Here is a 24,323-nt window from a genome sequence, read left to right as displayed (position 1 = left end):
CGGCCGGGCGGCACGCCGGCGGAGCCGGTGCCCCGCCCGAGGGTGACGGGTGCGCCCGCCGGGGTGAGGGCGACGTCCCCGCGCCGCGCGGCACCACGGGCACCCCGTGCCGGCGGCACACCGCCGGCGCCGCCGCCACGTCGTCCGCGTCGCGCGGCGCCGCCACACGGTCCGGGACGCGCCGGTAGTCGGAGGCGTCCATGGTCATCAGGGCCCGTGCAGCGGCGCCGAAGCGACGTCGCCGCGCACGGCGGACCTGAGCGCCCGCGCCACGTCCTGCGTATCCCCTGTCGTGTCTCCCAGGATGGCCCGCGCGGCACGCCTCACACCTGCGTCACGTCCCCGAGGGCCCGCCCCGGTCGTGCACGGTGTGCGGAAACGATCGGAAAGTCAGGCGCCCGGCTCTTGCCCATGTGATCGCCAACTCTCCTATAGTGACCTCCACTTGATCAGCATGCAGCGGCTTCGACACTCCCCACCGCATCCCCGGAAGGCATTGTGCGATGACCGGCACCGACGAGAAACGATGACCCGCGCGGGGGCACAGCTCAGCGCGATGAAGATCGTCGTGGCCGGCGGTTCCGGCACGGGAAGCACGACGATGGTGCGGTCCGTCAGCGAGATCCGTCCGCTGCACACGGAGGAGCCGATCAGCGCCCCCGCCGCCGCCCCGGGCCGGACGGTGACGACGGTCGCGCTCGACTTCGGGCGCCTCACCCTGGACGAGCGCACGGTGCTCCACCTCTTCGGCCTGCCCGGGCAGGACCGGTTCCGCTTCCTGTGGGACCCGCTCCTGGACGGTACGACCGGCGCCGTCGTCCTGGTCGACACCCGCGCGCTCGACGGCGCCCGGTACGCGATCGACTGCCTGGAGGGTCGCGACACGCCGTTCATCGTCGCCGTCAACGACTTCGGTGGCCCGTTCCGATCGGAGGGCGAGATCCGCGGGGAGCTGACGCTCGGGCCGGACGTGCCGCTCGTCGAGTTCGACGCCCGGGACCACTCGTCCAGCAAGTTCGTGCTGATCGCGCTGCTCAAACACCTTGCGGAACTCGCCGGCTGACCCGCAGCTCAGGGGCATGCGCGCCGTCTTCGGAGCCCGTCTCAAGAGCCGTCTCATGGTCCGGACCGAGTCGGCGGCCGACAGCCTGAGGGGATACGCTCCGGCTCGTGGCTGATATCCAGATTCCCGCTGACATCAAGCCCGCCGACGGCCGTTTCGGCGCGGGCCCCTCCAAGGTGCGTACGGAGGCGCTGGACGCCCTGGCCGCCACCGGTACCTCCCTGCTCGGCACCTCCCACCGCCAGGCTCCGGTCAAGAACCTGGTCGGCGAGGTGCGCGAAGGTGTGCGCGAGCTGTTCTCCCTGCCCGAGGGCTACGAGGTGGTCCTCGGCAACGGCGGCTCCACCGCCTTCTGGGACATCGCGACGCACGGGCTGATCGAGAACAAGTCCCAGCACCTGTCCTTCGGCGAGTTCTCGTCCAAGTTCGCCAAGGCCGCGAAGCTGGCGCCCTGGCTGGCCGGGCCGACGGTGATCTCCTCCGACCCCGGCACGCACCCCGAGGCGCAGGCCGAGGCGGGCGTCGACGTCTACGCCCTGACCCACAACGAGACCTCGACCGGTGTCGCGGCCCCGGTCAAGCGGGTCGCCGGCGCCGACGAGGGCGCGCTGGTCCTGGTGGACGCCACCTCGGGCGCGGGCGGTCTGCCGGTCGACATCACCGAGTCGGACGTCTACTACTTCGCCCCGCAGAAGTCCTTCGCCGCCGACGGCGGACTGTGGCTCGCCGTCTTCTCCCCGGCCGCGATCGAGCGCGCCGAGCGCGTCCACGCGTCCGGCCGCCACGTGCCGGAGTTCTTCAGCCTGCCGACGGCGATCGACAACTCCCGCAAGAACCAGACGTACAACACCCCGGCGCTCGCCACCCTCTTCCTGCTCAACGAGCAGCTGAAGTGGATCAACGGCCAGGGCGGCCTCGACTGGTCGGTGCGCCGCACGGCCACGTCGTCCCGCACCCTCTACGGCTGGGCCGAGGCGTCGAAGTACGCCACCCCGTTCGTCGTGGACCCGGCGAAGCGCTCGCAGGTCATCGGCACGATCGACTTCGCCGACGAGATCGACGCGTCGGCGGTGGCGAAGGCGCTGCGCGCGAACGGCATCGTGGACACCGAGCCGTACCGCAAGCTGGGCCGCAACCAGCTGCGCATCGCGATGTTCCCGGCGGTCGACCCGGCGGACGTCGAGGCGCTGACGGCGTGCATCGACTACGTGATCGAGAAGCTGTAGCAGCGGGTTGTACGCGAAGGGCCCGGCGGCCGAACCGCCGGGCCCTTCGCCGTACGTGCCGGTTCACGTGCTGACCAAGCCCGTGGCAGGCGACCACGCCCGTTCCGGACGGAACCTAGCCACGCCTGCGACGTCGCAGGGCGAGCACCAGCAGCGCTCCGCCGCCGAGCACCAGCAGACCGTACGTCGTCGCGCCGGGCTCCTCGGCCCCGTCGCCGGCGCCGGACACATCCCCCACGCCGGGCCGGGCCGTGTCGCCGCCGGAGCCGCCCTCGTCCCCCGACGCCACCTCCACCCGCTCGACGCGGCTCTGTTCGCCCTCCGTGCCGAACAGCAGCGCCTTGCCGTCGAGCGTGTACGTCACCGACTCCGCCTGCCCCTGGATGGGGGCGCGCACCCGGTGGTCGGCGCCCAGGCGGCCGTTCTCCCAGACGTAGCCGCGGGCGCTGAAGTACGAGCGCAGCACGAGCTCCCCGCCGTCCGGGGAGAACGCGCCGTCGGTCACCCAGGGCACCTCGCCGATCCGCCGGAAGGTGTTGGTCCCCGACGCGCTGAGCGTGGCCGGGCCCTCGTAGAGCCCGCCCCCGTCCTCGTTCTTCGAGGCGATGTAGACGCGGCCGGTCTTCGGATGCACCATCAGCGCCTCGGCGTCGCGCGGCCCGTCGGCGTACTGCACGACGAACTGGGTGGCGCGCACCGTCTGGTCGCGCAGCCGCGACGGCTCCGGGAAGCGGTAGATCCACACGTGGTCCCAGCCGCCGCCGAGGTTGTCGCCGATGTCGCCGACGTAGACGTTCCCGTCCGCGCCGACGGAGATCGCCTCCATGTCGCGCGGCGTGCCCACGCCTTGCAGGGTGATCGTCGCCACCGTCGCGCCCGTCGCCGAGTCGACGGCGAAGACACGGGGCTCGTCCTGGTCGTTGTGCGTCCAGTAGATCCCGGGGTGCGCCCGGCTCGCCGCGAGCCCGCTGGACTCGGTGATCCTCGGGTCCTCGATGGTGAACCCGTCGTCTTCCGCCGCGGCGGGCACGGCGGCGGCGAGAACGAGTGCGGCGGCGAGGCCGGTGACGTACGGAAAGGAACGCATGCCCCCCAGCCTGCCACCTCCGCCCCCCGTCGCTACGGGCGCACGGCGGTGACCAGCCAGGCCGTGCTGAGCAGCCGGACGGCGCCGTCCTTCTCGTACAGGCGCAGGACGTCGGCGAGTTCGCGCCGGGCCCGCTCGCCGGTGGCCTCGTCGACCTGGGCGAGCAGATGCCGTCCGGGTCCCGAGCTCAGCAGGAACGCGGTGGCGTCCTCGGCGTCGCTCCCCCACCTCCCGTACGCCTCCACCCGCTCGGCCGCGATCCCGTCGAAGCCGGCACCCGCCAGTACCTCGTGGATGCGGTCGGGGTCGGCGAGCGAGAACATGCCCGGCCCGCCTGTCGCCCCGAAGCCGCCCAACGGCAGCAGGCCCCGCAGCCGGGCGAGGGCCTGGAGCCACTCGTTGTCCCCGGCGTCCGCGGCCACGACGAACGCCGCGCGGCCGCCGGGGCGCAGGCCGGCGCGGATGTTGGCGAAGGCGGCGACCGGGTCGGCGAAGAACATGACGCCGTAGCGGCTGATGGCCACGTCGAAGGCCCGGCCCTCCAGCGGGTGCACCTGGGCGTCGCCGCGCTCGAAGGCCACGTTGCCGAGGTTCTCGGCGCGGGCGCGGGCACGGGCGCGCTCCAGCATCGGGGCCGACAGGTCCAGGCCCGTGACCCGGCCGCCGGCCGCGCGCCGGGCGGCGAGGCGGGTGGTGGCCCCGGCGCCGCAGCCGATGTCGAGGACGCTGTCCTCGGCGCGGATCGCGGCGGCGGCGATCAGGGGCTCGCTGAACCCCTCGTTGACGGCGTCCCAGCGGTCCTGGCAGCGGGCCCAGTGGGCGCCTTCGTGACCGTTCCACGCCTGCTCCTGCTCGGTGTTGACGACGTTCTGCACGGCAGTGCCTCCCGACTAGTATGGGCGTACGCCCAAACAGTATGGGCACACGCCCATACTGTCCATGCCCCTCTGGAAGGGATCCGGATGTCACCGCGCGGAGTCGCCGTACCCAACGCCCGCGAGCTGCTGTTCGCCGCCGCCGAACGCGTCGTCGCCGCGGCCGGACCCGGCGCCCTGACCAGCAGGGCGATCACGGACGAGGCGGGCTGCGCCAAGGGCCTGCTGCACGCGCACTTCGCGGGCGGACTGGACGAGTTCGTCGCGGAACTGGTCCTGGACCGCCTCGCCCGCACGGCCGCGCTCGCGGCGGAGCTCCCGGCCCGCGCGGGCAAGGACACCGTCGCGGCCAACCTCTCCGGCGTCGCCACCGCGCTGCTCACCGCCACCGGGCCGGACGTCTCGGGCCTCGCCCTCACCCGCCCCGGCGCCGCCGAACGCTTCCGGGACGCGATGGCGTCCGGAGCGCCGGGCTTCACCGCGATCCAGGAGTCCGTCACCCGCTACCTGGACGCCGAGCGGTCCCTCGGCCGCGTCCCCGCGGGTCTGGACACGGCGGCAGCGGCGCTCGCCCTGGTGGGCACGGTCCACCACCTGCTGATGACCACGTGGCCGGGCGCGCCGGATCCACGCGACCAGGTCGGGCGGCTGGTGGCCCTGCTGCTCCGTCCGTGACCGCGCGACCACCGGGCCGGTCACCCGCTCCCGCGCCCCTGATCCTCCGGCGCCCCGTCAGTGGCCCGACGGCTCCCACACGGCGCAGTCGTGCGCGAACAGCACCCGCGCCGGGGCGAAGTCGGCCAGCCGCTCCACCCACACGGGGTACGGCGGGAGCGGCTGCGCCACACCCTCGCGCGCGGCCCGCCGCGCGAGGTCGGCCGCCCCGAAGTCGGCGGCGGTGTCGTACGCCTGCCCGGCGAGGACCAGCGCGCCGCCGGGGCGGTCGACCACCAGGGACTGGTGCCCGTCGGTGTGTCCCGGTGTGGGCACCACCCGCACCCCCGGCCGGATCTCGGCCTCGCCGTCCAGTTCCTCGTAGCGGGCGCCGGGGAAGTCCACCAGGTGGTCGAGGGTGTAGTCGCCGCGCCGGGCCGTCGCCAGTTCGACGCGCTGGACCAGGAGCGGGACGCCGGGGAAGAGCGGGTTGCCGCCGCAGTGGTCGAAGTGCAGGTGACAGTTCACGACGAGCGAGACGTCCTGCGGTCGCACACCGACCGCGCCCAGCGCCGCCGCGAGCGGCCTGCGCCGCGGCCGGTACCGCGCCTCGACGCCGTCGTGCCCCGCACCGATCCCGGTGTCGAAGAGGATCAACTCTCCGCCCGTACACACCAGATGGGCGAGCACGGGCTCCACCCGCGGATGCGGGCCGCCCGCCTCGGCGGCGGAACGGACGAAGTAGCCGAGATCGAGCCGGTGGACCACCGATGCGTTCGCCATCACGCCATCCTGCCCGTCGGCGTCGGTGCCGTGTCCAGCCTCACATCGCCGATCACTGACGGGTTACCGACGAGTTCGGCGATGATGACGCCCATGCGTTTCCTGTTCGTCGGCGACTCCATGACCATCGGACGCGCCGGCGACTACAGCTGGCGCTACCGGATGTGGCAGCACCTCACCGCCCTCGGCGACCCGTTCGAGATCGTCGGCCCGCGCACCACGCTGTACGACACCGAGGCGAACGCCCCTGTGTCGACGGCGTACGCCGACCCGGCCTTCCCCGCCGAGGCCCGCCGCCACCTGGCGGGCTGGGGCGAGGGCTGGCTCCACATGGCCCCCGTCATCCGGGAGACGGTCGCCGCCCACCGGGCGGACATCGTCCTCGTCTCGCTCGGCCTGATAGACCTCGGCTTCTACACCAACAGCGACCAGACCGCCGCGAACGCCCGGGAGTTCATCGCCCGCGCCCGCGAGGCCGACCCGCACGTGCGCATGGTCCTGCTGCCCGTCATCCCCAACGTCCGCGCCGAGTCCGACGCCCCGTTCGCCGCCGAGTGCGACCGCTTCAACGTGCTCCTCGCGAAGGCGGTCGCGGACCTGGACACACCGACGTCCCCGATCCTGCTGGCCTCGCGCCCGCCGTCGTACGACATCCACCGCGACACCTACGACGGCACCCACCCGGGCCCGACCGGCGAGCACAAACTGGCGGCCGCGTTCGCCGACGCGATGCACCAGGCGTGGGGACTGGGCCGCGCGTACCGGGGCACCGTCTGAGGGGTCGCACGCGGAAAGCGCCCACCACAAGCACCTTGATCGCGTCCTTGACGCGCACCGGGACGCCGTCCGGGACACGGAGGAGAAGCCCAGGTCAGAGCGCCGGCCCTGTCCGGGACAGCGCTCCGCCCCACCGGAATCCGCCCGGCCCCGGCATCGTCTTTCCCGTCACGTCACCACTCGACCAACGGGAGACACGATGAAGACCGGCAAGCTGCGCAACCTCTCGACGGCCCTCGCCGGGACCATGCTGTCCCTGGCCTCCGTGCTCACCGCGTCCGGCAGTGCCGGCGCGGCGGAGAGCACCACGTACTACGGCACCTACCAGAAGGCGGACGGCTGCCCGTACCTGGTCACATCGAGCGGACGCCACTACTACCTGCCGGGTTACACCGTCGGCGGCAACGGCGGCCTCTACAAGTCCGGTGGCGGCTTCATCGCGTACCCCGGCTGGCGTATCCAGGCCAACGGCACGGCGTACACCAGCTCGGGCGGCACGACTCTCTGCACGTCCTGGGGCACCTACTACCGCATCAGGGCCACGTCCATCTACTCGTACTGACCGGCCCCGCCCGCCCGAAAAGGGCAGGCGGCCGCCGCCGACGCCGTCCTATGCTCGCCGGATGCCCGAAGTCCCCGATGACGAGCCGTTGCCGAACCGGTCCCGGCCCCCTCGGCAGAACCGCGACTTCGGTCTCTTCTGGGTCGCGCAGACCCTCTCGGTCATCGGGGACTCGTTCGCCCTCATCGCCCTCCCGCTCCTGGTGCTGCGGGAGACGGGGTCCGTCGCGCAGATGGGCCTGCTGACCGCCGTCGCGGGCGCGGCATCCGTCGTCGCCGGGGTCTTCGCGGGGATCGTGGTCGACCGGCTGGACCGCAGGAAGCTGCTGATCGCGTGCGACCTCGCCCGCATGGTGCTCTACGCGGCCGTTCCCCTGGCGTGGGCGTTCGGTCCGCAGATCTGTCTGCTGTACGTGGTGCTGCCCCTGGCCGAGGCCGTCGGCATGCTGTTCTCGGTCACGTACGTCACCGTCGTACGCGCCCTCGTCCCGGGGGACCGCATTACGGAGGCCAACGGCAGGCTGAACGCGACGGCCGCGGCGGCCGGAGTCGTCGGCCCGCTGTGCGCGGGCGTGGTGGCGGCCTGGTCCGGCCCGGCCGCCGCGGTCGGCGTGGACGCGGCGAGTTTCGGCGTATCGGCCGCCTGCCTGGCCTTCGTACGGTTCCGCAACCGCACACCGGCGGAGGCCGAGACGGCCCGGCAAACGCTGGGGAAGGACCTGCTCGCCGGGGTGTCCTTCCTCCGGCGGCACCCGGTGCTGCGGGCCCTGACCGTCTTTCTGTCCTTCTTCAGCTTCCTGACGCTCGGCCTGAACGACCTGCTCATCTACCACCTGAAGCACGACCTCGGCCACGGTGACGGCACCGTCGGCACGGTCTTCGCGGCCGGAGCGGTGGGCACGATCACCGGCGCCCTGCTGGTGGCCCGTGTCCGGCGCGGGCTCGGCTTCGGTGCGACGTGGATCGGCGCCGTGGCGGTCTGCGGGGTCGCCGTCGCGGGGATCGGCACCGCCCGCAGCGCGCCGGGCGTCGCCGTACTGACGGCCGCCTTCCTCTGCTGCGTCAGCGTCGCCGGGACCTGCTCCCTGTCCCTGCGTCAGGAAGTGACGCCCGATCATCTGCTGGGCCGGGTCACGTCGGCGTTCTGGACCATCCACTACTCGGCGGCCCCGCTGGGCGCGGCGCTTCTCACCTGGGCCGCGCAGCGCCACGGCACGGCGCCCGTCGGCCTGGCGGCCGGTGCGAGTCTCCTGCTCATCGCGGCTCTGGCGCTGCTCACCCCGATCCGTCAGGCCCGTCCGGAGCGGCCGGTGTCCGGGGAGGTCTCCCGTACGACGGGGACGGCACGGACCTGAGCCCGTGGCCTTTCCCTCCGTGCCCGCCGCCGTGCCCCGTTCGTCGACCGGGGCACGGCGGTTTGAGGAGCCTCAGAAGACGAACGGCCCCGGGTCCTGCGGCGACGTCGCCGTACACTCGGCCGTGACGCCGAAGACCACCACCGTCAGGGATGCCGCCTCCAGGCTGTCGCCCGCGGCGACGGTGCCGTTCAGCGGCCCGGTCGAGACCGCGCCGCCGGCCGGGATCGCCGGGTTGGCGTTGCCGGTGAACGTCGTCGTGCCGGAACCGTTCTTCGCGAGGGTGAGCGTGGACTCGACCGAGTCGGCCGCAATGGGGACGGGTGCTGTGATCGCCTCCGTCGAGACCTCGATCGTGGCGGCCGTGCCGTCCTGCGCGGCCTTGAGCGTCGCCGTACCGGAGCCGTAGGAACCGCAGTCGAACGACAACGTCGCCGTCTCCGGGGTCACCTGAGGCGCGGCATCGGCCACCGGCGCCACGGCGAGGGTGGCGGCGGCAAGGGTCGCGGCGAGGAGCAGGGTGCTGTGCTTCATGGGGGGTCCCGCCTTCGTGTGGGGGTCACGGGCTGGCGGACGCCATTGCGGCACGGGGCTCCGAAGAAGGGAAGGGGCACGCACCCGACCGCATCGACAACGTCCGGATTCCACCCCTCCGCCCGGGTGGCCGCCACCCCGTGCCGGACCTGAAGCTGTCGGCAGGAATGGGGACCCGGGTCAGGCGCGCACCAGCCGGTTGGCGAGCGTCGACATCGTGTACGTGCCGATGCCCATGACCACCTCCAGGGCGTTCTGCGGGGTGTACCCGTGTCCGAGGAAGGCACGCAGCTCGTCATCGCCGACCGCGCGCGCCGTGCGCAGCACCTCCAGCGTGAACTCCCGCACCCCCTCCAGGCGTTCGTTCTCCAGGGCGCGCTGCTCACGCAACGCCGCGATCAGGTCGCGGTCCGCTCCGAGCGCCCGGCGCGATCGACACCCTGCACGCCGAGCTCGCCGAGCAGGCCACCCCGACGTGCGGCCCGCGTACGGCTTCGCGATGCAGGCGATCGGCCCGGCCGGCGCGAGCGCGAGCGACATCGGACGCAGGCTCGGGGTCACCAAGCAGGGACCGTCGACCGGCTGGTCGCCCTCGGCTACGCGGAACGCGCCGACGACCCCGCCGACGCCCGCCGCAAGCTCATCCGCCTTACGCCGCACGGCCTGGACGCCCCGGCCCGTTCGGCCGAGATCTTCGACGAACTGCGCGCGCGATGGGCGACCTTGATGGGCCCCGACCGCCTGCGCGACCTGGAGTCCGCGCTCCGGATGGTGTCGGGCCCGGAGAGCTTCCGCCTGGACGCGGCGGGCTGGCAGGGCGGCGGGTGAGAGCCCCGGCGCGTGACGCCGCTTCGCCTCCGTGACCCGGTCACTGTGCGTATCGTTGTACCGCACGGCTGCATGCGTTCGAGCGGCAGCCGGGGAGAAGTGCCACGATGACCGCCTTGGACGAGCGCAGGATCGAGATGGCCGAGAACAACGACGAGCGCACTCTGGACGAGATGTTCCAGTGGCTCGAATCCGCCCCCGAAGGATTCAAGGTCGAGATCGTCGAGGGGGCCGTCTTCATGTCGCCACAGCGGGACAATCACTGGGACATCATCCGCCGGATCGTACGGGCCCTGGAGGACCGCTTCGGCATGGACGTACGCGTGCTGTCAGACGTACGGATCGATTTCCCTGGTGCGCGGAACGGCTTCGCTCCCGACGTCGCCAAACTCCGCGACGACGCCAAGAAGGACGCGTCCGGCCGCTGGCGCTACCAGGACGTCGAGTTCGTGGCCGAGGTGATCTCCAAGGGCACCGGCCACAACGACTACGGCCCCAAGAAGGTCGCGTACGCCGTCGCCCAAGTCCCCGTCCTCCTGATCGCCGACCCGTACCAGGGCAAGGTTCACCTCTACACCGACCCCAAGGACGGCGACTACACCACCGAGACCACCGTCACCTTCGGCACCGACGTCGACCTCACCCGCACCCCCGTCGGCCTGACCCTCACCACCTCCGACTTCCCCCGGGAGTAGCGGAGGCTGGGGTTCTGCCCCGGCCCGGCGTTACCATCCGCGGACAGGGTCCGTGTATGCCCGGGGGCGCCATATGGCCGATGACATACCGCAGTTGACCGTCGCGTCCCACGAGGACAGCGGCCTGTGGACCCTGCGGGCGCCGGCCGGGACGCTGCTCAGGCCCGTCGTCGCGGGCGGCACCGTCTACGTACCCCTGACCGGCGGCCGAATCGCCGCCCTCGACCCGAACAGCGGCCAACTCCTGTGGTGCAGCAGGGAGCTCACGGATCCCGTCCCCGACGCTTTGGCACTGGCCGGCGACACGATCGTGCTGCCCGTCCAACGGGACACCGAACGCGGCGCGTTCGCCGCCCTGGACGCCGCGACCGGCGAGGTGCTCTGGACGCGGCGCAAGAGCGCGCTGAACAGGTTCGCGGCCGCCGGGCCCACCGTGGTGCTGTGGGGCAAGGCGGGAGAGGACCGCCGCAGGATCGCCGGTGTCGACGCGCGGACCGGCGAGACCCTGTGGGAGGACGAGTTCAGCCGGATCTGGGGCCTCGTGGTGCGCGGCGTACGCCTCGTCCTCGACGTCGGCGACCTCCGTGCTCTCGACACCCGCACCGGCGACGAGCTGTGGAACCGGCCGGCCGCCGGCTACGGCTCCCTCATCCGGCACACCGGCCCGAACGACGCCGCCGTCTTCCACAGCCGGAGCTCCTCCGCCGTCCTCTCCGTACGCGCCACCGGGACCGGCGAGGAGGTGTCCCGCACCCGCTTCCCCAAGCGGGCCGTGCGGCGCTTCACCTACGACCCCGTGCTCCTCGACGGAGGCCGCGCCCTGTTCTCCGAGTCCCTGAAGCGCCGCGCCCGGCTGTACGCGTACGGGGGCCGCGACACCGCCGAAATCCTGGCGAGCCCGCGCCTCGGCTCGTGGCGCTTCACGTCCTTCCAAGGGCCCGCCGCCTGCGTCGGCGACCGGATCTACGCCGTCACCTGGCGCGACCGGCTCTACGAGGCCGACGCGCGCGGCGGCCGCCGCAGGCTGCGCCCCGTCCCGCTCACGGGGCCGGACGGCCGCACCCTGCGCAAGCCGTCCGAGCTGGCCGCCGGACCGAAGCACCTGTTCGTCGGCGGGAACAAGACGGTCGCGGGCGTCGTCGACGGCAAGGTCCAGTGGGTCGTGCCCACGAACCTGTCGAGCAACTACCCCGTCCCGCTCGGCACCGACCGGGTGCTGTTCCTGTCCCGGACCGACGACGGCGTCACGGCCCGGCTGCACTGCGCGGACGCGGACACCGGCCGCCGCCACGAGTGATGCGGGCCGCGCGTGAGACCGGCCCGCGCGTGACACCGGCCCGCGCGCCCTTGCCTGGAGTGGACTCGAAGCAGTTGGCTTGGGATCCATGAGGTACACGCAGCTCGGACGCACCGGACTCAAGGTCAGCCGACTCGTCCTGGGAACGATGAACTTCGGGCCCCAGACCGACGAGCCCACCAGCCACACCATCATGGACGCCGCACTCGACGCGGGCCTGAACTTCTTCGACACCGCCAACGTCTACGGCTGGGGCGAGAACAAGGGCCGCACCGAGAAGATCATCGGCAACTGGTTCGCCAAGGGCGGCGACCGCCGCGACAAGGTCGTGCTCGCGACCAAGGTCTACGGGAACATGGCCGGCGACGGCGACCCGTGGCCCAACCACGACCGGCTCTCCGCCCTCAACATCCGCCGCGCCGTGGACGCTTCGCTGAAGCGGCTGCGGACCGACTACATCGACCTGTACCAGTTCCACCACATCGACCGCCGCACCCCGGTCGAGGAGATCTGGCAGGCCATCGACGTCCTGATCGCGCAGGGCAAGATCCTCTACGCCGGCTCCTCCAACTTCCCCGGCTGGAAGATCGCCCAGGCCAACGAGACCGCGCGCCGGCTCGGCTCGTACGGGCTGGTCAGCGAGCAGTGCCTGTACAACCTCGCGGAGCGCCGCGCCGAGATGGAGGTCATCCCGGCCGCGCAGGAGTACGGCCTCGGGGTCATCCCCTGGTCGCCGCTGCACGGCGGGCTGCTCGGCGGCGTGATCAAGAAGGAGGTCGAGGGCGGCCGGCGCGCAACGGGCCGCTCGGCGGACGCACTCGCCGACACCGCCGTACGCGCCCAGGTCCAGGCGTACGAGGACCTGCTCGACAAGCACGGTCTGGAGCCGGGCGAGACGGCGCTCGCGTGGCTGCTGAGCCGGCCCGGCGTGACGGGCCCGATCGTCGGCCCGCGCACGCCCGAGCAGCTGGAGTCCGCGCTGCGGGCGGTCGAGCTGGAGCTGTCCGAGGAGGTCCTCACGTCCCTGGACGAGATCTTCCCGGGACCGGGGCCGTCGCCGGAGGCCTTCGCCTGGTGACACCGTCACCGCGTCGTGGCGGCCGTGACCGGGCTACTTGCCGGCCAGGGCCGCCACGGCGACGATCACGAACATGAGCACCAGAACGGCGGCCATGATCTGGTTACGGGTCTTCGGGTTCACCCGTCGAGGTTAACCCGCGGGCTTCAGCGGCCAGGAATCGACCACCTCGTAGCGGGGCTGTGCGCCCGGCCGGCCGCCGCCCGGGAGGTTGCTGCGGACGAGTGCGAGCTCCTCCACGTGCCAGGGTGAGCCCTCGAAGTCGTCGAGCGCCTCGACGTACGGGCGCAGGTCCGTGTCCTCGCGGGCGCGGGCGATGGTCAGGTGCGCGTGGTAGCTGCGGTGCTCGTCCATGTCGATCCCGGAACGGCGGGCGGCCGCGTCGGCGCGCTCGGCGAGCAGCCGCATCTCGTCCAGCCCGCCGGCCGCCCCGGCCCACAGGGCGCGCCGCCCGAAGCGTCCGCCGCGGTGCAGGCGCAGGGGGAACACCTCAGTCCGGTGCGCGGCCCGCGCGAGGCGCGCCCGCAGCTCGGGCACGAGGTCGTCGCCGACCTCACCCATGAAGGCGAGCGTGAAGTGCCACCCCTCCCGCCCGGTCCACCGCAGCCGGTCGGCCCCGGCCATACCGCTCAACCGGTCGACGGCGAGGCCGAGTTCGTCGACGGCGCGGTCGGGCGGCAGGACGGCGGCAAAGAGTCTCATGCGCCCAGTGTGCCGCGCCCCACCCGGGGCGCGCTGCCCCAGGGACCCGGCCTGCCTGTGCGCGACGCGCTTGCCGGGGCGCTGCCCCCGTGGACCCCGCGCCTCAAGCGTGGGCGGGGCTTCTTGTGCGCGACGCGCTTGTTGGGGCTCCGCCCCAAGCCCCGCGCCTCAATCGCCGGCGGGGCTGGATTTCGCTGCGCGAAATCAGCCCGTCTGGGGGCACCTCCCACGGCCGCCAGGCCGTAGGGGGAGTTTGAGGACACCGCGCGAAGCGCGGTACGGGGGTCTGGGGCGAAGCCCCAGTTTCGGGAAGGGGCGGGGAGGGGAAAACGCCCCGCGCAGCGGCCCACCCCCGGCCACGCGCCCCCCGGCGGCAGCGCCCCGTTCCCAAGACGCCCCCACCGCTCACGCCGCCGTCGTCAACCGCTTTCGTTCCACGAAGCGCACCCGCGGGTGCCCCCCGTGCCATCCCACCGAGACGCGCAGACCCCCGACCCGCGCCAGCATCACGCCGACGCCCGCCGCCGCGAGCGCCGCCACGGCGCCGCCCGCCGCGAAGCCGACGCGCGCGCCGTACGTGTCGGTGACCCAGCCCACGAGCGGCGCGCCCACCGGCGTACCGCCTGTGAACACCATCATGAACAGGCTCATCACACGGCCCCGCATCAGCGGATCCGTCGCCATCTGGAGGCTGGAGTTCGCCGTGACGTTGACCGTCAGGCCGAACATGCCGATCGGGACCATCAGCGCCGCGAACATCCAGAAGGCCGGGGCGAACGCCGTCACGACCTCCAGCGCACCGAAAAGCACCGCCGCGCCCACCAGCATCCGCAGCCGGGACGTCCCGCGCCGGGCGGCGAGCAGGGCGCCCGCCAGCGAACCGGCCGCCATCAGGGTGTTGAGCAGGCCGTACGTACCCGCGCCCGAGTGGTAGACGTCGTCGACGAAGGCCGACAGCCAGATCGGGAAGTTGAAGCCGAACGTGCCGATGAAGCCGACGAGCACGATCGGCCAGATCAGCTCGGGCCGGCCCGCGACGTAACGCAGGCCCTCGCGCAGCTGGCCCTTGCCGCGCGGCGCACGCTCCACCTTGTGGAGCTCGGCGGGCCGCATCATCAGCAGGCCGGCGAGGGGCGCGAGGAAGGACAGCCCGTTGAGCAGGAAGGCGTAGCCGCTGCCGACTGCGGTGATGAGGACACCGGCGACGGCGGGGCCCACCAGCCGCGCGGACTGGAAGTTCGCGGAGTTCAGCGAGACGGCGTTGCGCAGCTGGTCGGGGCCGACCATCTCGGCGACGAACGACTGCCGTGCCGGGTTGTCGACGACGGTGACGAGGCCGAGCAGGAACGCCGTGAGGTAGACGTGCCAGACCTGGACGTGTCCGCTGAGCGTGAGCACGGCGAGCGCCAGGCCGGTGAGGCCCATGGCGGCCTGGGTGACGAGGAGGAGCCGGCGCTTCGGCATCCGGTCCGCGATCACGCCGCCGTACAGGCCGAACAGGAGCATGGGGAGGAACTGCAGCGCGATGGTGATGCCGACGGCGGAGGCGGATCCGGTCAGGCTCAGTACCAGCCAGTCCTGGGCGATGCGCTGCATCCAGGTGCCGGTGTTGGAGACGACCTGTCCGGTCGCGAAGAGCCGGTAGTTACGGATCCTCAGCGAGCTGAACATCGTCTGCTTGCGGTCGGGCCGGTCGGGTCGGTCGGTCGTGGAGTCGTTGGCGGTCGGTGCGGGGGCGGAGTCTGCTCCGGGTCCCGTACTCAAAGGGGTTCGCCTCCTCGGCGTCGGCGGTCACTGCAGGTGTGCGAGCTTCTCCAGCACGGGGGCGGCGGCGCGCAGCGTGGCCCACTCGTCCTCGTCGAGGCCCTCGGCGAGGGATGCCAGCCAGGCGTTCCGCTTGCGGCGGCTCTCTTCGAGCATGGCCTCGGCCTGCTCGGTCTGGCTGACCACCTTCTGCCGGCGGTCCTCGGGGTGCGGCTCCAGCCGGACCAGTCCCTTGGCCTCCAGGAGCGCGACGATCCGGGTCATCGACGGCGGCTGGACGTGCTCCTTGCGGGCCAGCTCACCGGGGGTGGCCGAGCCGCAGCGGGCCAGTGTGCCCAGCACGGACATCTCCGTCGGGCTCAGCGATTCGTCGACGCGCTGGTGCTTCAGGCGCCGGCCCAGCCGCATGACGGCGGAGCGCAGAGAGTTCACGGCGGCGACGTCGGCGTCAGTACCGTGGGACAGGTCAGGCATGTTCCTTAGCATAACTTATTACCCTCGCTAAAGACCAGCCGCGTTTCAGCCACCCGACCACGGTCCTGATCGATGCATCACCCATACGAGTGAGAGCGGGTCCGAAAATGACACGCGGGTGCCGGCGGACCGGCGACCCTGGCCCGTATGGGATCGACAGTGCTCAGCCTGCGGATAGACGGTGAGCTGCTCGACCGGCTCCGGCAGCATGCCGCCAAACGGCAAATGAGCGTCCAGGACTACGTGGTCCGGACGCTCATTCGCGACGACTTCGACGAGCGCTTCAAGGCGGCCGTCGACGAGACGGAGAAGTTCTACGGCAGGGCCTAGCGGCCCGGCCCTGAAGCCAGGCGGCCCGGCTCAGGCGCGGCTCACGTGAGACCCAGCGCCGGCATCGCGTAGAAGAAGACGAACACGGCCGACACCGCGTACATCGCGACGGGCACCTCGCGCCCGCGCCCCGTCGCCAGCCGCAGCACGCTGAACGCGATGAAGCCGAGCCCGATGCCGTGCGTGATCGAGTAGGTGAACGGCATCATCACCATTGCCAGGAACGCGGGCGCGGCGATCGTGAAGTCGCTCCAGTCGATGTCCTTGACGGAACCGGCCAGGATCAGGAAGCCGACCGCCACCAGCGCGGGCGTGGCCGCCTGGGACGGGACCATCGTCGCGAGCGGCGTGAGGAACAGCGCCAGCGAGAACAGCAGACCCGACACGACGGACGCGAGCCCCGTACGGGCGCCCTCGCCGACACCGGCCGTGGACTCCACGAAGCAGGTGTTGGCGGAGCAGGAGGTGGCACCGCCCGCGGCGACGGCGAGGCCGTCGACGATCAGCACCTTGTTGATGCCGGGGTAGTCACCGTCCTTGGTCATCAGCCCGGCCTCGTCGCCGACGGCGAGGATCGTGCCCATCGCGTCGAAGAAGCACGACAGCAGCACGGTGAAAACGAACAGGACACCGGTCAGCAGGCCGACCTTCTCGAAGCCGCCGAACAGGCTGACCTGGCCGAGCAGCCCGAAGTCGGGCGTCGAGACCGGGTTGCCGGGCCACTCGGGCGTGGTCAGGCCCCAGGACGCGACGTCCGCGACGGCGTTGACGATCACCGCGAGGACGGTCATCACGACGATCGAGATGAGGATCGCGCCCGGCACCTTGCGGATGATCAGCGCGAGGGTGAGCAGCGTGCCGAGGGCGAAGACCAGGACCGGCCAGCCGAGCAGGTGACCGCCGGTGCCGAGCTGGAGCGGCACGGTGGTGTGGGCGGCGTCGGGGATACGGGTGACGAACCCGGAGTCGACGAGGCCGATGAGCATGATGAACAGGCCGATGCCGATGGCGATCGCCTTGCGGAGTCCGAGCGGCACCGCGTTCATCACGCGTTCGCGCAGGCCGGTGGCCACCAGCAGCATCACCACGAAGCCGGCGAGCACCACCATGCCCATCGCGTCGGCCCATGCCATCTGGGGCGCGAGCTGCAGGGCGACGACCGTGTTCACGCCGAGGCCGGCGGCGAGCGCGATCGGGACGTTGCCGATCACACCCATGAGGAGCGTGGAGAACGCCGCCGTGACGACGGTGGCGGTGACCAGCTGGCCGCCGTCGAGCTGGTGACCGTACATGTCCTTGGCGCTGCCGAGGATGATCGGGTTCAGCACGAGGATGTAGGCCATCGCGAAGAAGGTGGCGAAGCCTCCCCGGACCTCGCGGCCGACCGTGGAGCCGCGCTCCGAGATCTTGAAGAAGCGGTCCAGCCCGCCGACGGACTGTGGGGGCGTGGGCGGCAGGCCGGGGGAAGCGACCTCAGCGGTGGCCGTGGGGGGCATACGGGACCTTTCTCACCCGGTTCCGTGGGGACTCGCACAGAGGTTCATACGAACGAAACCGGTCGGACGCAAACTCGTTCAGTATGAACGTATAAAGTTGAAGATCGGTATCTCCGCGCGTAGACCCCTTGCGGGGACTGCCCCGCGGCTGCCTCCGCGCCCGGATCTACACTGTGCGCATGGCGAAATGGACCCCCAGGCACGAGGCACCCGAGCCCCTTGAGGGGCCGGTGGTCGCCACCGTCACCGGCGGCACGATCCTGTGGTTCGTCATGTTCGTCGTCCAGGTCCCCTTCTACGGCTGGTTCGCCGACCGCGACCTGACCTGGTGGGTGTGGACCTGCCTGGCGGGCGGCGGCCTCGGCCTGATCGGCATCTGGTACGTACGCAGCCGGGACGCGGCGATCAAGCGGAATCGCGCGGCGCGGGCGGGGGCCGCGGAAGCGGCCGAGACGCCGGACACGGGCCCGCAGACCTGACGCACGCGCCGCGCAGCGCGGTCCGGCGCGGAGATCCGCCGGGCCAGCACGGAGCCGACGCGCCCGGCGCCGCCGACGGAGTCCGCAGCGCCGCCGCGGAATCGGTGGAGCGGACCGGACACGACACGCCCTTGGCAAAGCTGATCCGGCGTCGCCCCGACACGACACGCCCCCCGGCGGAGCCCGACCCGGCGCCCGCCCGGACACGACACGATCCCCGTCCGGGGCGACCCGTAGTACCTCGGGACCATTCGCGTCCTCCGCCGGTCCGATCTTCCGCCCGCCCGGGGGGTGAAGCCGCCTCCCCCGCCGTACCGTCGGAACCATGACGCAGCGGGCGGAGATCGACATGGACGGCCAGGAGCCCCGCGGACCCGTCGCCGACGCGGGTGCCGAACTCGACCCCCTACACCCCCGGCAGCCACCGGGCCCCGAGACGCCGACCGCCGCGCCCACGACCGGGCTGACCGCGGACCAGGTCGCCGAACGCATGGCGCGAGGCGAGGTCAACGACGTACCGGTGCGCAGCTCGCGTTCGGCCGTCGACATCGTGCGCGCCAACGTCCTCACCCGCTTCAACGCGATCATCGGCGTGCTGTGGGTGATCATGTTCTTCGTCGCGCCGATCCAGGACAGCCTCTTCGGCTTCGTGATCATCGCCAACACCGGGATCGGCATCGTCCAGGAGCTGCGGGCCAAGCGGACCCTCGACTCCCTCGCCGTCATCGGCGAGGCGAAACCGCGCGTACGGCGCGACGGCGTCGCCTCCACCGTCTCCACGTCGGACATCGTGCTCGGCGACCTCGTCGAGCTCGGGCCGGGGGACAAGGTCGTCGTCGACGGCGAGCTCGCCGAGGCCGACAACCTGGAGATCGACGAGTCGCTGCTGACCGGCGAGGCCGACCCGGTGCTCAAGCAGCCCGGAGACCGGGTGATGTCCGGCAGCTTCGTCGTGGCCGGCGGCGGCGCGTTCACGGCGACGAAGGTGGGCCGGGAGGCGTACGCGGCCCAGCTCGCGGAGGAGGCGTCGCGGTTCACGCTGGTCCACTCCGAGCTGCGCTCCGGCATCTCCACGATCCTCAAGTACGTGACCTGGATGATGGTCCCGACCGCGATCGGCCTAATCATCAGCCAGCTCGTCGTCAAGGACACGAACTTCAAGGACTCGCTCGCCCGCACGGTCGGCGGCATCGTGCCGATGATCCCCGAGGGGCTGGTGCTGCTGACGTCCGTGGCCTTCGCGATCGGCGTGATCCGTCTTGGCCGAAAACAGTGCCTGGTCCAGGAGCTTCCCGCGATCGAGGGCCTGGCCCGCGTCGACGTCGTCTGCCTCGACAAGACGGGCACGCTCACCGAGGGCGGGATGGACGTCACGGAGCTGCGGCCGCTGGGCGGGACGGACGAGGCGTACCTGCGGCAGGTGCTCGGCGCGCTCGGCGAGTCCGATCCCCGGCCGAACGCCTCGCTCCAGGCGATCATCGAGGCGTATCCGGACAGCGAGGAGTGGCGCTGCACGGAGTCGCTGCCGTTCTCGTCGGCGCGCAAGTACAGCGGAGCGAGCTTCAGCGAGGGCAACGGGGAGTCGTCCACGTGGCTGCTGGGCGCGCCCGACGTCCTGCTGCCGGGCGGCGACCCGGCCCTCGACGAGATCGACGCCCTCAACCGGCAGGGCCTGCGGGTGCTGCTGCTCACGAAGGCGGCCGAGGCACTGGACGCGCCGTCCCCGGCCGACGGCGCGAAACCGGCGGCCCTGATCGTCCTCGAACAGCGGCTGCGCCCGGACGCGCCGGAGACGCTGCGCTACTTCGCGGACCAGAACGTCGCGCCGAAGGTCATCTCCGGGGACAACGCGGTCGCGGTCGGCGCGGTCGCGGACAAGCTGGGGCTGCCGGGCTCGGACCGTACGGTCGACGCCCGCCGGCTGCCGGCCGAGCGGTCGGCGATGGGTGCGGAGATCGACGCGAACGCCGTCTTCGGCCGGGTCAGCCCGCGGCAGAAGCGCGACATGGTGGGCGCGCTCCAGTCCCGGGGCCACACGGTCGCGATGACGGGCGACGGCGTCAACGACGTGCTCGCGCTGAAGGACGCGGACATCGGCGTCTCGATGGGCTCGGGCTCGGAGGCCACGAAGGCGGTCGCCCAGATCGTCCTGCTCAACAACAGTTTCGCGACGCTGCCGTCCGTGGTGGCCGAGGGCCGCCGGGTGATCGGCAACATCACGCGGGTGGCCACGCTGTTCCTGACGAAGACGGTGTACTCCGTCCTCCTCGCGATCCTGGTGGTCTGCTCGCAGGTGGAGTACCCGTTCCTCCCCCGGCACCTGACGCTGCTGTCCACGCTCACCATCGGCGTCCCGGCCTTCTTCCTGGCCCTGGCCCCCAACAAGGAACGGGCCAAGCCCCACTTCGTACGGCGGGTGATGCGCTACGCGATCCCGGCGGGCCTGATCGCGGCGGCGGCGACGTTCTCCACGTACCTGCTGGCGCGTTCGCACTACAGCGGCCCCGACGCGCTCGACGCGGAGACGAGCGCGGCGACGCTGACGCTGTTCCTGGTCGCGATGTGGGTCCTGGCGATCATCGCCCGGCCCTACACGTGGTGGCGGATCGGCCTGGTGGCGACGATGGGCGCGGGCTTCCTGCTGGTGCTGGTCGTCCCGTGGCTCCAGGACTTCTTCGCGCTGAAGCTGGTCGGCGTGACGATGCCGTGGACGGCGGTGGCGATCGCCGCGACGGGCGCGGCGCTGCTGGAACTCGCCTGGCGTGCGGTGGCCCGGCGCGTGCCGGCGTGACCGCCGGGAGTCGGGCCGGCCGGGAGCGGGCCGGCGAGGGTCCGGTCCGTACGTGGTCTCGCCGGGCTCCGGGACGTGACACACGGCCGGGAGCCCCGAGCGGCAGCCGCTACGCGTCGAACCAGCGCGCCCTCTCCAGCTCCGTCGTCCGGGAGGCGTCCTCCAGCAGCGCCGCCACCTCGAAGCGGCGCGGCCACTGGGCCGTCGACCAGGCCAGCGCGGCCGCCACGCCCTCCAGCGTCGCGGCGTGCAGCACGCCGTCCGGGGTGCGGCGCCAGTCGAGTTCGACGCCGCCCGCGATCAGCTCCTCGTGCTCGACGTACGTCGCCGGCGTCGAGGGGCCCAGCAGGACCCTTACGGAATCGGGCACCTCGTGCTCCTCGCCCTCCGTCGTGACCTCCGCCGTGACCGCCTCGCTCAGGCGGCGCACCTGGAACAGCTCCGCCAGGTCCGCGGCGCGCGAGGGCGCCACCGGGAGCAGGGGCAGCCCCGCGGTGAGCGGCAGCAGGTCGGGGGTGTCCGCCACGACCGCGTCCGCCGCGTCCACGACCACCACCTCGCCGTCCACCACGGCCCGCAGCTCGTCGGGGAGCGTGACCTGTTCCGGGTCGAGGTCGGCCAGCGCCGTGTACAGGGCGTGCAGCCGGTCGGCGCGCACCCGGCGACCGGGGTCGGCGAGGCGGGCCAGCAGCTCCGCGGCCCCGCCCGGCTCGTCCAGCAGCGCCGCGACGGACGTCCGTACGCCGAGGGCGTGCAGCACCTGCGTGTCCTCGAAGCCCGTCGTGTCGGCCGACTCGTACAGGCCCTCAAGCAGCGGGTCCGCGCCCGCCGCGCGCAGGCCCGCGGGGCGGCGGCCGTCGAGCACGGGATGGTCGCGCAGCCACCACGCCGTGTACGGCCGCACCGTCTCCGTCGTGCCGTCCGGCAGCAGGATGCGTACGGGCTGGGTCAGCGCGTCCCGCAGCGGCGGCTGCGCCAGCAGGGCGAGGGCCTGCGGCCAGCAGTCGTCGTCCACCAGGTCCAGGTCGCGCACCGCCACGATCTCCGTGGCGACCGGCGGCACCGGCGTGTCGGGCAGCCGGTCGAGCACGTCCTCGCACCACACGTCGACCGCGTCGAGCAGCCCGGCGTCGTCCGGCTCGGCGAAGTCGCCCTCGCGGGGCTCGAGTTCGTCGGGGTCGAGGACGACGTCCGCAGCCCGGACGAGGGCGAAGTTGGCGAGGACGCCGCAGGCGGAGAGCGGCTGCTCGCCCCAGCGTTCGGCCAGTTCCGCGTCGCAGAGCGCGAGTTCGCCCTCGCGCATGACCGAGGCGAACGGGCTGCCGGGCAGGACGAGTTCGCCCGCGGGCGCGAGCTCCCCCTCCTCGTCCGTCAGCGCCAGCGCGCCCAGCCACGGCTCGTCACCGGGCTCCAGCTCGGCGTCCCGTACGAGCGTGAGGACGGTCTCCGCCAGCTCCTCGGCGTCGAGGGTGTCGGCCTCCTCGTCCCAGATCTCGCCCTCGTCCAGCGACGCCGCCACCGCCGCCCGCACCTGCGGCGTCGTCAGCACGGCGCGCGGCGTCGCGGGCAGCGCGCCGAGCTTCTCCAGCAGCGGGTGCGCGGCGTCCGGGTGGACGACCTTCAGGCCGAGACGGGCCAGATGGGGCGGGGTGTCCGCGAGAGGGAGCAGGGTCTGGCGGGGGCCGATCGTCGTCCGGTTGTCCGCCAGCGGCACGGGCAGACCGGACAGCCGGTCCGGGTCGACGCCCGCGAGGCTGTCGTAGAACCTGCGCCACCAGGCGGGTTCGCGTTCCAGACCGGCGAGCCGGTCGATCGCCTCGGTCAGCGGCACGCGCGCGACGCCGAGCGTACGCAGCTCGACCCGGCGCTCGAGACCGGCGGGCAGCAGGCTCGGCAGCACCTCGGCCAGCACGCGCACGGTCTCCGCGCCCGCACCCTCCAGGACCTCCGCCTCGATGGGGCGCAGGCCCCGGGGCGCCTCGCGGCCGGGCAGACCGGAGTCGTCGTCCGCCTGCTCCCGCGGCGCGGCGGCCTCCAGGAACGCCGTACGCGACAGCCGCGTCAGGATCGCCGCCCGCAGCGCCCCGTCCAGCTCGCCCTTGCCGAGCGGGCCGGGCACCAGGTCGATCGTGCCGGTGCTCACCGGCTGCCAGTCGCCGAGCAGTTCGGCGTACGCGTCGGCCGCGCGCTCCACGAGGAAGTCGGTCAGCGGTCCGGGCGCCGGGTGCCGGCGCGTCGTGTCCAGCGGCAGCGAGGCGATCAGCAGCGCGGGCACGCCCAGGGGCTCGTCGGTGGGGGTCGGCGCGTGGACGACGGGCGCGGTGCCCAGGCGGGCGGGGGAGCCCTCCGCGTCGACGGGCACGGCCCAGGTGACGGCCCAGTGCGGGCGCAGCCGCTCCTCGACGGGCCGGTCCGCGAGCAGCGCGGGCTCGATCGCGCCCGCGTGGCTGACCACGCGCCAGCGCCGTGCGCCCTGCTCGCTGTCGTCGACACGGACGTACGCGCCGTCCTCGCCGCGCCGCAACTCCCTCACCCCGTCCGGGGTTTCGATCACGATCTCGGAGAGTCCCGGCAGTGTCAGCAGGAGCGCGTCGTCGATCCCGGCGAGCAGCCGCTCCACCAGGTCGACCGCGGCCCCGTCGCGCAGCGGCAGCACGACGACCGTGTCGTACCCCTCGGGCGCGCTGCCCTCGGCGGGCAGCGGCAGCCGCAGCAGTGGTACGTGGCCGTCCCGGCGGCGCAGCTCGTCACCGAGTCCCGGGCTGGCCTGGGCCGCCTGCCAGGCGAGCTCCCGAGCCTCGGCCAGGGACCAGCGCACGCCGCCGTGGCGGCCGACGACGGCGGGCTCGTCGCTGACCGCGAGGACGGCGGCGAAGCCGACGCCGAAGCGGCCGACGGAGGTCTCGTGCCCCTCGCGCTTGGCGGAGGCGCGCAGGGTGCTCAGAGACTCGACGCCGGCCGCGTCGAGGGGCGCGCCGGTGTTCGCGGCGGCCAGCACGGTGCGCTCGCCGCCCGTGCCCGGCCGCAGCGTGAGGCGCAGCCGGCCGGGCACTCGGGCGCGGGCGGCGGCGTCGGCGGCGTTCTGCGCGAGCTCGACGACGAGCCGGTCGCGGTAGCCGCCGAGCGCGAGGTCCTCCTCGGCGTTGGCGTCCTCGCGGAAGCGCGCCGGGCTGGCCCCCCACGCGTCGAGCACACCGCGCCGCAGCCGCGCCGTCCCGAACGGGTCGGCCCACTCGGTCGTCCTGACGCTCACGCTGTGACTCCGCCCTGCCGGTGCCGCATGCGGGTGCCTGCGGCGGCCTGTGTGTTGCTGCTGGGGCCGAAGGTACCGCGTGCGGGAGTTCCGTAACGTGGCGGGCGGGGGCGGGGGCGTGCCTTTCAGCCCGTCCGGCGCGCGAGGACGTCCGTCGGCTGGGCCGGGCCGTGCATTTCCAGCCCGTCCGGCGCGCCAGGACGTCCGTCGGCTGGGCCGGG

Annotated in this window: 22 protein-coding genes and 2 pseudogenes; 13 read left to right on the top strand and 11 right to left on the bottom strand. The window is 72.8% G+C overall.

Annotation, left to right across the window (positions count from 1 at the left end):
- Positions 1–70: 70 nt before the first annotated feature.
- Positions 71–306, bottom strand: a pseudogene (locus ACLB9X_RS14650) (FAD-binding protein); the annotation flags it as partial.
- Between the two features lie 220 nt (positions 307–526).
- Between ACLB9X_RS14650 and ACLB9X_RS14645 the strand changes: the two are divergent.
- Both ACLB9X_RS14645 and serC read left to right on the top strand, forming a co-directional pair.
- Positions 527–1,063 (top strand): GTP-binding protein, encoded by a 537-nt coding sequence (locus ACLB9X_RS14645; protein ID WP_410360777.1) that lies wholly within the window; start codon positions 527–529, stop codon positions 1,061–1,063.
- 107 nt (positions 1,064–1,170) lie between these two features.
- The gene (serC, locus tag ACLB9X_RS14640) at positions 1,171–2,289 is read left to right on the top strand and encodes a phosphoserine transaminase (RefSeq protein WP_410360776.1); all 1,119 of its coding nucleotides are present in this window, start codon (positions 1,171–1,173) and stop codon (positions 2,287–2,289) included.
- 115 nt (positions 2,290–2,404) lie between these two features.
- Here serC and ACLB9X_RS14635 read toward each other — a convergent pair whose 3' ends face one another.
- Entirely contained in the window at positions 2,405–3,376 is a 972-nt protein-coding gene (locus tag ACLB9X_RS14635; RefSeq protein ID WP_410360775.1) for a WD40 repeat domain-containing protein, read from the bottom strand.
- Positions 3,377–3,408: 32 nt separating this feature from the next.
- Complete coding sequence (locus tag ACLB9X_RS14630) at positions 3,409–4,251, bottom strand: class I SAM-dependent methyltransferase (protein WP_410360774.1); 843 nt, start codon at positions 4,249–4,251, stop codon at positions 3,409–3,411.
- Positions 4,252–4,338: 87 nt separating this feature from the next.
- Here ACLB9X_RS14630 and ACLB9X_RS14625 point away from each other — a divergent pair, with 87 nt between their 5' ends.
- A complete protein-coding gene (locus tag ACLB9X_RS14625; RefSeq protein ID WP_410360773.1) occupies positions 4,339–4,926 on the top strand; it encodes a TetR family transcriptional regulator in 588 nt (195 codons plus the stop codon).
- A gap of 57 nt (positions 4,927–4,983) precedes the next feature.
- On the opposite strand, the gene ACLB9X_RS14620 is transcribed toward ACLB9X_RS14625, so the two are convergent.
- Complete coding sequence (locus ACLB9X_RS14620; protein ID WP_410360772.1) at positions 4,984–5,688, bottom strand: N-acyl homoserine lactonase family protein; 705 nt, start codon at positions 5,686–5,688, stop codon at positions 4,984–4,986.
- A gap of 93 nt (positions 5,689–5,781) precedes the next feature.
- Here ACLB9X_RS14620 and ACLB9X_RS14615 point away from each other — a divergent pair, with 93 nt between their 5' ends.
- The 3 genes from ACLB9X_RS14615 (at position 5,782) to ACLB9X_RS14605 (ending at position 8,381) form a co-directional block, all read left to right on the top strand.
- Positions 5,782–6,465, top strand: coding sequence for a GDSL-type esterase/lipase family protein (locus tag ACLB9X_RS14615; protein ID WP_410360771.1), 684 nt, complete (start codon positions 5,782–5,784; stop codon positions 6,463–6,465).
- Positions 6,466–6,664: 199 nt separating this feature from the next.
- The gene (locus ACLB9X_RS14610) at positions 6,665–7,027 is read left to right on the top strand and encodes a hypothetical protein (protein ID WP_410360770.1); all 363 of its coding nucleotides are present in this window, start codon (positions 6,665–6,667) and stop codon (positions 7,025–7,027) included.
- Positions 7,028–7,088: 61 nt separating this feature from the next.
- Positions 7,089–8,381 (top strand): MFS transporter, encoded by a 1,293-nt coding sequence (locus ACLB9X_RS14605; RefSeq protein ID WP_410360769.1) that lies wholly within the window; start codon positions 7,089–7,091, stop codon positions 8,379–8,381.
- A gap of 72 nt (positions 8,382–8,453) precedes the next feature.
- On the opposite strand, the gene ACLB9X_RS14600 is transcribed toward ACLB9X_RS14605, so the two are convergent.
- Together ACLB9X_RS14600 and ACLB9X_RS14595 are read right to left on the bottom strand one after the other, a co-directional pair.
- A complete protein-coding gene (locus tag ACLB9X_RS14600; RefSeq protein ID WP_410360768.1) occupies positions 8,454–8,915 on the bottom strand; it encodes a hypothetical protein in 462 nt (153 codons plus the stop codon).
- Between the two features lie 180 nt (positions 8,916–9,095).
- Positions 9,096–9,305 (bottom strand): hypothetical protein, encoded by a 210-nt coding sequence (locus ACLB9X_RS14595; protein ID WP_410360767.1) that lies wholly within the window; start codon positions 9,303–9,305, stop codon positions 9,096–9,098.
- A 41-nt stretch (positions 9,306–9,346) separates the two neighbouring features.
- Here ACLB9X_RS14595 and ACLB9X_RS14590 point away from each other — a divergent pair.
- The 4 genes and pseudogenes from ACLB9X_RS14590 to ACLB9X_RS14575 all read left to right on the top strand — a co-directional run.
- A pseudogene (locus ACLB9X_RS14590) lies at positions 9,347–9,743 on the top strand (MarR family winged helix-turn-helix transcriptional regulator); the annotation flags it as partial.
- A 107-nt stretch (positions 9,744–9,850) separates the two neighbouring features.
- The gene (locus tag ACLB9X_RS14585; RefSeq protein WP_410360766.1) at positions 9,851–10,438 is read left to right on the top strand and encodes a Uma2 family endonuclease; all 588 of its coding nucleotides are present in this window, start codon (positions 9,851–9,853) and stop codon (positions 10,436–10,438) included.
- A gap of 73 nt (positions 10,439–10,511) precedes the next feature.
- On the top strand, positions 10,512–11,735 hold the full coding sequence (locus ACLB9X_RS14580; RefSeq protein ID WP_410360765.1) for a PQQ-binding-like beta-propeller repeat protein: 1,224 nt from the start codon (positions 10,512–10,514) through the stop codon (positions 11,733–11,735).
- Positions 11,736–11,823: 88 nt separating this feature from the next.
- A complete protein-coding gene (locus ACLB9X_RS14575; RefSeq protein ID WP_410360764.1) occupies positions 11,824–12,813 on the top strand; it encodes an aldo/keto reductase in 990 nt (329 codons plus the stop codon).
- Between the two features lie 132 nt (positions 12,814–12,945).
- Here ACLB9X_RS14575 and thpR read toward each other — a convergent pair whose 3' ends face one another.
- The 3 genes from thpR to ACLB9X_RS14560 all read right to left on the bottom strand — a co-directional run bounded on the left by thpR (position 12,946) and on the right by ACLB9X_RS14560 (position 15,753).
- Positions 12,946–13,515, bottom strand: coding sequence for an RNA 2',3'-cyclic phosphodiesterase (gene thpR / locus ACLB9X_RS14570; protein ID WP_410360763.1), 570 nt, complete (start codon positions 13,513–13,515; stop codon positions 12,946–12,948).
- Positions 13,516–13,920: 405 nt separating this feature from the next.
- On the bottom strand, positions 13,921–15,279 hold the full coding sequence (locus ACLB9X_RS14565) for an MFS transporter (protein WP_410360762.1): 1,359 nt from the start codon (positions 15,277–15,279) through the stop codon (positions 13,921–13,923).
- Between the two features lie 27 nt (positions 15,280–15,306).
- Positions 15,307–15,753 carry a MarR family winged helix-turn-helix transcriptional regulator gene (locus ACLB9X_RS14560; protein ID WP_410360761.1) on the bottom strand — a complete coding sequence of 149 codons (447 nt, stop codon included), beginning with the start codon at positions 15,751–15,753 and terminating at the stop codon, positions 15,307–15,309.
- Positions 15,754–15,900: 147 nt separating this feature from the next.
- Between ACLB9X_RS14560 and ACLB9X_RS14555 the strand changes: the two genes are divergently transcribed.
- Positions 15,901–16,083 carry a ribbon-helix-helix protein, CopG family gene (locus ACLB9X_RS14555; protein WP_410360760.1) on the top strand — a complete coding sequence of 61 codons (183 nt, stop codon included), beginning with the start codon at positions 15,901–15,903 and terminating at the stop codon, positions 16,081–16,083.
- A gap of 41 nt (positions 16,084–16,124) precedes the next feature.
- Here the strand turns inward: ACLB9X_RS14555 and ACLB9X_RS14550 are convergent, their stop codons facing one another.
- Complete coding sequence (locus ACLB9X_RS14550; RefSeq protein ID WP_410360759.1) at positions 16,125–17,579, bottom strand: NCS2 family permease; 1,455 nt, start codon at positions 17,577–17,579, stop codon at positions 16,125–16,127.
- Positions 17,580–17,758: 179 nt separating this feature from the next.
- On the opposite strand from ACLB9X_RS14550, the gene ACLB9X_RS14545 reads away from it, so the two are divergent.
- Together ACLB9X_RS14545 and ACLB9X_RS14540 are read left to right on the top strand one after the other, a co-directional pair.
- The gene (locus ACLB9X_RS14545) at positions 17,759–18,058 is read left to right on the top strand and encodes a DUF2530 domain-containing protein (protein WP_410360758.1); all 300 of its coding nucleotides are present in this window, start codon (positions 17,759–17,761) and stop codon (positions 18,056–18,058) included.
- 325 nt (positions 18,059–18,383) lie between these two features.
- On the top strand, positions 18,384–20,849 hold the full coding sequence (locus ACLB9X_RS14540) for an HAD-IC family P-type ATPase (protein ID WP_410360757.1): 2,466 nt from the start codon (positions 18,384–18,386) through the stop codon (positions 20,847–20,849).
- A 109-nt stretch (positions 20,850–20,958) separates the two neighbouring features.
- Here ACLB9X_RS14540 and ACLB9X_RS14535 read toward each other — a convergent pair whose 3' ends face one another.
- A complete protein-coding gene (locus tag ACLB9X_RS14535) occupies positions 20,959–24,102 on the bottom strand; it encodes a sacsin N-terminal ATP-binding-like domain-containing protein (RefSeq protein ID WP_410360756.1) in 3,144 nt (1,047 codons plus the stop codon).
- Positions 24,103–24,323: the final 221 nt, after the last annotated feature.

It is taken from the genome of Streptomyces sp. 5K101 (assembly GCF_046506645.1).
Classification (GTDB): Bacteria; Actinomycetota; Actinomycetes; order Streptomycetales; family Streptomycetaceae; genus Streptomyces.
Note: the sequence above shows the minus strand (reverse complement) of the source record. Positions and strands in the feature narration are given on the sequence as shown.